The organism is Streptacidiphilus sp. MAP12-33 (assembly GCF_041261265.1).
Lineage (GTDB): Bacteria > Actinomycetota > Actinomycetes > Streptomycetales > Streptomycetaceae > Streptacidiphilus.
Genome location: NZ_JBGCCA010000075.1, coordinates 1 through 7092, shown reverse-complemented (window position 1 = coordinate 7092; position 7092 = coordinate 1). Strand labels below are relative to the sequence as shown.

The 7092-nt window shown below is 74.2% G+C and carries 6 protein-coding genes; 3 read left to right on the top strand and 3 right to left on the bottom strand.

The features are described from left to right. Positions 1-237 precede the first annotated feature (237 nt). Positions 238-1356 carry a hypothetical protein gene (locus tag ABH931_RS39480; RefSeq protein WP_370124801.1) on the top strand — a complete coding sequence of 373 codons (1119 nt, stop codon included), beginning with the start codon at positions 238-240 and terminating at the stop codon, positions 1354-1356. Then, the gene (locus ABH931_RS39475) at positions 1353-2081 is read left to right on the top strand and encodes a PHP domain-containing protein (protein ID WP_370124799.1); all 729 of its coding nucleotides are present in this window, start codon (positions 1353-1355) and stop codon (positions 2079-2081) included. Before ABH931_RS39480 ends, ABH931_RS39475 begins: the two co-directional genes overlap by 4 nt. Positions 2082-2091: 10 nt before the next feature. On the opposite strand, the gene ABH931_RS39470 is transcribed toward ABH931_RS39475, so the two are convergent. Both ABH931_RS39470 and ABH931_RS39465 read right to left on the bottom strand, forming a co-directional pair. After that, the gene (locus tag ABH931_RS39470) at positions 2092-3081 is read right to left on the bottom strand and encodes a glycosyltransferase (RefSeq protein ID WP_370124797.1); all 990 of its coding nucleotides are present in this window, start codon (positions 3079-3081) and stop codon (positions 2092-2094) included. Continuing rightward, positions 3078-5144, bottom strand: a complete 2067-nt coding sequence (locus ABH931_RS39465) for an O-antigen ligase family protein (protein WP_370124795.1) — start codon at positions 5142-5144, stop codon at positions 3078-3080. Before ABH931_RS39465 ends, ABH931_RS39470 begins: the two co-directional genes overlap by 4 nt. 98 nt (positions 5145-5242) lie before the next feature. Between ABH931_RS39465 and ABH931_RS39460 the strand changes: the two genes are divergently transcribed. Beyond that, the gene (locus tag ABH931_RS39460) at positions 5243-5884 is read left to right on the top strand and encodes a hypothetical protein (RefSeq protein WP_370124793.1); all 642 of its coding nucleotides are present in this window, start codon (positions 5243-5245) and stop codon (positions 5882-5884) included. Between the two features lie 35 nt (positions 5885-5919). Here ABH931_RS39460 and ABH931_RS39455 read toward each other — a convergent pair whose 3' ends face one another. Next, positions 5920-6966: a glycosyltransferase family 2 protein gene (locus tag ABH931_RS39455; protein ID WP_370124792.1), complete on the bottom strand. Its 1047-nt coding sequence runs from the start codon at positions 6964-6966 to the stop codon at positions 5920-5922. Positions 6967-7092 lie beyond the last annotated feature (126 nt).

Genomic DNA, 7092 nt, shown 5'->3' with positions numbered 1-7092 from the left:
GGGACAACGCGGGTGCCTGTTCCCCCGGACGTCACCCGGCCGGAGGCCAGGGCGGGCGGCGCGCCCGATTCGCACGCCGGCTCTGCCGCCTCCGGCGCCACCCGGCCGGAGGCCGAGCGGGGCGGGACAAAGCGGGCGCCTGGCGCCGACCGGCCGGAGGCCACTGGGGGCGGGACAAAGCGGGCGCCTGGCGCCGACCGGGCGGGGGTCGGGGCGGGCGGGGCGGGGAGCGGGCCTGTGCTGGTCGGGTTCGCGGAGGCGCTGGCTGCGCCGGAAGCCGCGTTCTGTCTGGCCGAGCACGGGTATCGGGTCGTGGCGTTCACGCGGCGGGGCAGCAGGCCCGCGCTCGCGGCCAGTCGGCGCGTCGAGGTGGTCGAGGTGACCGCGCCCGAGGACGACGCCGACGCGTGCGTGCGCGACATCGCCGACGCGGTGGAGCGGCACCGGCCTGTCGCCGTGTTGCCGCTCGACGACCACGCGCTGTGGGCATGCAGCCGCAAGGACCTCCCGGTGCCGCTCGCCGGGCCGACCGGCGAAAGGGCGCGCTTCGCGCTCGACAAGCGCGACCAGATCGCCGCCGCGCTGGCGGCGGGTTTGGCCGTACCGGGAGGCGAGGGCGCGGGGCCCTGGTTCGTGAAACCCGCGCTCGCCGTGGTCGAACACGAGGGCAGGCTGCTACGGCCGACCGGCGCCCTCGCCCGCGACGAGGACGAGATCGAGGCGCTCACGGCGCGGATCGACGGCCCGGTGCTGGTCCAGCGGGTCGTCAGCGGGGTCGGCGAGGGGGTCTTCGGGTTCGCGACCGCCTCTGGTGTGGGCGCCTTCAGCGGTCACCGGCGGATCCGGATGATGAACCCGCGCGGCTCGGGGTCGAGCGCCTGCCGGTCCGTCCCCGTGCCGGACGAGCTGCGTGACGCCGCCGAGCGGCTCATGGAGGGGATCGGCTGGCGCGGACTGTTCATGGTGGAGCTGCTGCGCGATCAGGACGGCACGGCCTGGTTCATGGAGGTCAACGGCCGGGCCTGGGGCAGCATGGCACTGGCGGTCCGCCGCGGCTACCCCTACCCGGTCTGGGCCGTGCGCCAGGCTCTCGACCCGGCCTTCGCCCCCGAGCCGCCCGAGGGCCCGCCGGAGCTGCTCTGCCGTCACCTCGGCCGCGAGCTGGTGCACCTGCTCGCGGTGCTGCGCGGCGCCTCGGGCGCGGACGCGGGACGCTGGCCCGGGCGGGGCGAGACGCTGCGGGCGATGCTCCCCCGGCGCGGCGACCGCTGGTACAACTGGCGCCGCGGCGAGGCCGGCGTCTTCCTCCGCGACACGTACGAGACGGTCGCCGGTCAGATCAGGAGCCGTACATGAACCGCGTCCGCGCCGCCGCCCACATCCACTCCGAGTGGTCCGACGACGCGGCCTGGCCGCTGGAGAAGCTGGTCGAGTCCTTTCGCCGCCGCCGGGTGGACGTGCTGCTGATGTGCGAGCACAGCCACGGGTTCAGCGACGCGCGCTGGTCGCGCTACGTCGAGGCGTGCGCCCGCGCGAGCACCTCGGACGTGCTGGTCGTGCCGGGTCTGGAGTACAACGACGCCGACAACGTGGTGCACGTCCCCGTCTGGGGCGAGGTGCCGTTCCTGGGCGAGACGCCGGAGATCGGCGAGGTGCTGGCGCGGGCCGAGGCGGAGCAGGGGATCGCCGTCTTCGCGCACCCGTGGCGCCGCGACGCCTGGCGGCGGTTCGATCCGCAGTGGGCCAAGCACCTGACGGCGGTCGAGGTGTGGAACCGCAAGTACGACGGCTGGGCGCCGAACCGGCGCGCGATGGCGCTCCGCGAGGAGCTGGGCCTGCCGGGCTTCGTGTCGCTCGACTTCCACACGGCCCGGCAGTTCTTCCCGCTGGCGATGGAGCTCACCCTCGACGGCGCGACGACCCGGGGGGCGGTGGAGTCGGCGCTGCGCGACGGCCGGTTCGAGGCCCTCGCCTTCAGCCGCAGCGCGCTGCGCCTCGCCTCCGGCGCGACCGGCCGCGTCCTGGCCGCCACCGAGGTCCTGCGCGGCCTCGCGGCCCGCGCCCTCCGCGGCTTCCGCTGAGGCCCTCCCGTCAGGGGCCGGGGCGCTCCGCCAGGCGGGCGGAGCTCAGCAACGCGGCCGCGGCCGCACGGTTGGGGGCGCGGCCGGAGCCGAGGGCGGCGCGGGAGGCCTCGCGCAGCAGCACCGCGGCGCGGAACGCCGTGGCGGCGGCAGCGCCGTGGCGGGTCCGGTAGAGCCGTACCCGGTTGAGCGTGAGCAGCGTCCACAGGCGTGGCGAGACGCGGGAGTCGCCGCCGAGGTGGACGGCGGACGCGTCCGGCGCGAGGCAGGTGACGTAGCCGAGGTCCCGGGCGCGCAGGCAGTACTCGGTCTCCTCGGAGTAGAGAAAGAACGACTCGTCCCAGGAGCCGCAGGCGTCGAGGCAGGCGCGTGAGAGCACCATCAGCGCGCCACCCGCCCAGTCCGCCCGAGTGGGCCGACGGTACGCGGCCGGATCGGTGATCATCTCGCCCCAGCGCCGGAACCGGCCGGCCCGGCGGTTGCCGAGCACCGCCTCGCCGAACGCCCGCGCCACGCTGGGCTCGCGGCGCAGCGAGGGGAAGACCACGTCGTCCTCCTCCAGCAGGACCGGGACGGCGATGCCCACGCGCGAGCCGTCCGGCTGCGGCGTGTCCAGGGACTCGACGAGAGTGCGGGCGCAGCCGGCCCGCATCCGCACGTCGGGGTTGGAGATCAGCACGGCGCGAGTGGTGCCCGGGTCGCACGCGGCCAGGGCGGCGTTGATGCCGGCCGCGTAGCCGGCGTTCCGGCCGGTCTGCACCACCTCGGCGTCGGGTGCCAGTTCGCGCAGCACGGCCACGGTGTCGTCGGCGGAGGCGTTGTCCGCGACGACCAGGCGCCAATCCACGCCGTCCATCCCCTCGGGCAGAGCAGCGAGGAAACCGGGCAGCACGGCGGCGCTGTTCCAGGTCACCGCGATCACGACGACCTGCCCGCCTGCGGTGCTCACGGGTTGTCCCTCGGGCGTGGGAACGAGGGAGGACTGCTGGTCGACGGTCATGGCGTGGCCTCCAGAACAGGCTTGGACGCGGGCTGGGGCACCGGCGCGGACACGGGCGGCGACACGGGCCGGGACACCGGCTCGGGTTCGGGTGCCGTCGTGGACGCCGCCGCCCGCTCCGCGGCGGCCTCGCGGCGCAGGAAGCCGAGGTGGCTGCCGCCGGTGCCGAGGGTGACGAAGAAGATCCCGGCGAACATCGGGAAGCTGAGCGCGTCGAACGTCGCGCTGATGACGAGGGTGACCACGGCGGTGGCCAGGTAGGCCTGGCCCAGCTCCCGGTCCGCGTCGGTGCGGGCCAGCCGCCGGATCGCGCCACCCTGGTGGATACCGGTGAAGCAGAGCCACAGCAGCGCGGCCACGCCCAACGCGCCCATCTCGGCGGCGATCAGCATCCACTGGTTGTCGGTGAAGAAGTACAGGTCGGGCGTGAAGGTGCCGAACCCGCGTCCGAACAGCGGACGTTGCTCAAGGTAGGGGATGATCTCGGCGTACTTGACGGTGCGGGTCTGGGTGCTGCTGTCGGAGTTGCTCAGGAACGAGCTGAACAGGTTGGTCAGCGTGCCGATCAGGCCGGGGATGATCACCTTGAAGGCCGCGACCGCGCCCAGCAGCACCCCGATCGCGGTCCAGCGACGCTGCGGCTTCCAGCGCGGCACCATGATCAGCAGCACCAGCGCGACACCGATGATGGACGTGCGCGACACGGTCAGCGGCAGCGCGCCCGCGATCACCGCCGCCGGGACCCAGCGCCGCACTCTCCCGCCCGGTCGGTTCGGGTCGAGGGCCTGCTGGATCGCGAAGGGCAGCAGGATCGCCAGCATGCCGCCGAACTCCAGCGGTTGGGCGGTCGTGGAGCGGGGGCGCACGAAGTCGCCGCGGGCCATGGCCTCGACGCCCGAGACACTCGCGTGCAGGCCGGGGATCTGGATCGAGTCGGCGATGTTGGTGCCGGAGAAGAAGTCGTAGTAGCCGATGGCCGCCACGACGGCGCCGATCAGGACCAGACGGCGCATCAGCACCTCGAGCCGGGCCCGGTCCTGGATGCCCGCCGTGGTCAGTACCACCAGTCCGACCCAGGCCAGCAGGGCGATCACCCCACGGTCGGCGCCGAGTTGCTCCTCGTGCGAGCTGTCCCTGGCGGCATCGGCGATGTAGCTGAGCAGCACGGCCGTCGCGAGCACGCACATGGCCAGGCGCGCCGAGCGGGTCCCGGCGGGGGCGGTGATCCGGCCGCCGAGCCAGGAGGCGAGGAACCAGAGCAGCCCCAGCAGGGCGAAGACGTTGGCGGGCGTGCCGACCCCGCCGAGCGCGGGCACGGCCAGGTTGGACGGGATGAACAGGGCCAGGTAGAGGTAGACCGTCAGCACGGCGGTCGCGTCCAGCGGGCGGTGCAGCAGGCCTCGACGGCGCTGCGCGGGTACGGCCGCGGGAGCGCGGGGCTCACCGCGCCGCGCACGGCGGGCCCGGGCGACGGCGTCGACCAGGAAGCAGAGCAGGAACCCGCCGGTGAACCCGACGATGATCGTCCCCGCCACGTCCTGCACCTTGGTCTTCAGCTGGGAGACCGGCGCCTGTGGCAGGACGACCGGGGTCGACTGCACCTGGTACGCGGCCGGCACGCCCGCCTGGAGCTGGAGCGCGCGCAGCTGCTGCCCGGCGAAGCGGGTGAGGGTCGCCGTCTCGTCCAGCACCCGGGTGCGGCCGACCCCGGTGACGCTCAGCGTGAGCAGCGGTCCGGGGGCGTCGACGGCGAAGCCGACCTTGTAGGTGTCGGTGACGCCCAGCTCCTGAAGCGAGTGGGCGGCGTCGGCGGACTGCAGGGTGCGGATCAGCACGTCGGCGGTGACGATCAGCGGACCGCCCGCGTTGGCGATCGGGTTGCCGAAGGTGGGCGCCAGCCTGGCCACGCCCGTGGAGTCGAGCAGGCTGATGGAGCTCTCGGAGGAGTAGCTGACCGGTACCGTCCGGTACAGGTAGCCTCCCGCCAGCAGGCTGAAGACACAGATCGGCACCATCAGGTACCACCACCGGCGCAGGGTCGCCAGGATCTCGGCCAGGCTCACCGTCGTTCCTCCCCCCGGAAGCCCCGATCAGCCTCACGGATCACCTGGCGTGTGGTCAAGTAGGGCTGGCAGTATCGACCCTGACGGAAGGACAGTCCGTGTCGCCCGAAGCGTTCGTCGGCGCCCTGCTCCGACGCTGGTACGTCCTGCTGCTCGCAGTGCTGTTGACCGCCGCCGGGGCCTACCACGTGCTCAAGCCCACCCAGGTCTACCGGGCCTCGGCGGTCGTCGTGCTGAAGCCGCCGGTCACCGGCAACCAGCCGAACCAGCTGGCGAACCTCCAGCCCACGCTGGCGTCCGCCTCCTACGCCGTGGTCCAGCAGCTCGCCACGCCCGCCGGCCAGGCCGAGCTCGCGGCCGCCGGAGTGCACGGCGTCTACGCGTTGGTGCCGCGCAACAGCGGCACCAACGCCACCCCGCAGTACCTGATCCCCTCGCTGCAGATCACCGCGGACGAGGGCGACCCGAGCACGGCGGACGCCGTGGCCCAGCACGTCATCGACGTCTACACGGCCCATGTCGCGGCGCTCCAGGTCGGCGAGCACGTGCCCGCGGCGTCCCGGATGACCGTCTCGGTGCTGGTGCCGCCCAACGCCGCGCTGCTCAGCGGAACCAAGAGCCGCGGCCTGATCGGTGTCACCCTGCTCGGGGCCTTCGGCGGGATCGCGGTGGCGCTGTGGACGGATCGCTGGCTGGTGGGGCGGGCGGCCCGCCGTCGCACGGCGCTCGCAGCCGCCTGAGAGCGTCCCGAGCGCGAGAAGCGGGATCGGCGCGCTCACAGGCCCCGGCGCTTCCACGACTGCCACCAGAGCCACTCCCGGCCGCGCTCGTAGACCGCGGACAGCACCAGCGGCTGAAGGTACGGCATGGCCCGCACCCCGACACGGCGGCGCAGCCGCAGCGCGCGGAACTCGGGCAGGGTGTCGGCGTCGGGGGTGCAGGCGCGGGCGAAGTCGACCAGCTCGTCGACGGGCACGACGTCCGTACGGCCGCGGTCGTAGGCGCGGTAGGCGCGCCGCAGCGCGTGACGGGCCAGGCGCCGGCGGACGGTCGCGGCCAGGCGCTCCGCGTCGGGCAGCTCGTCGGCGCACTTGGCGAGCGCGGAGTCGTAGGCGACCAGCCGCTGGCGCAGGTCGTCCAGCTGGCCGCCGAAGTCGGTGGTGGACATGTTCTGGCCGTGGACCCGGTAGTAGGCCTGGTCGGCGCCGCTGACGTAGCCGACGTCGGCGTGGGCGGCGAGCCGCATCCACATCTCGATGTCGCCGGCGTGCGGAAGTTCGGGATCGTAGCCGCCGATCTTCCGCTGGAGCGAGGTGCGCACGACCACCTCGGGCGAGGTGATACAGCCCGTCCCCTCCCGGAAGCGCCGCTCCAGCCACCAGTGGCCGGGGTAGACGACCTGACCGCCAGGGCCCGTTCGGGCCTGAGGCAGCGGCAGGCCGTGCTGGAAGTGAAGGGGACGGCCGTAGGCGAAGCCCGCCTCGGGGTGGGCGTCCAGCAGCGCGGCCGCGCGGGTCAGCGCGCCGGGGACGAGGCGGTCGTCGGCGGAGAGCAGGGCGCAGTAGTCGCCGTCGGCCCACTCCAGCAGACCCTCGTTGTAGGTGGCGATGTGGCCGCGGTTGCGCTCGTGGACCCGGACCTCGACGCGGTCGTCCCGGGCGGCGAGTTTGCGCGCGGCCTCGGCGGAGTCGTCCGGTGAGGCGTCGTCGATGATCAGGACCCTGACGTCGACGCCCGGCTGCTCGTCGAGCACGCTGCGGACGCAGTCCTCCAGGTAGTGGCCGTACTTGTAGCAGGGGATGACGACGCTGACGCTGCTCATGCCGGAGGGGCCAATCCCCGGGCGGGGGGGGGGGGCGCCCCCCCCCGGGGGGGCCCCCCCCCCCGGCGGGGGGGGCCCCCCCCCCCGCGGGGGGGGGGGGGGGGGGGGCGGGGGCGGGGGGGGGGC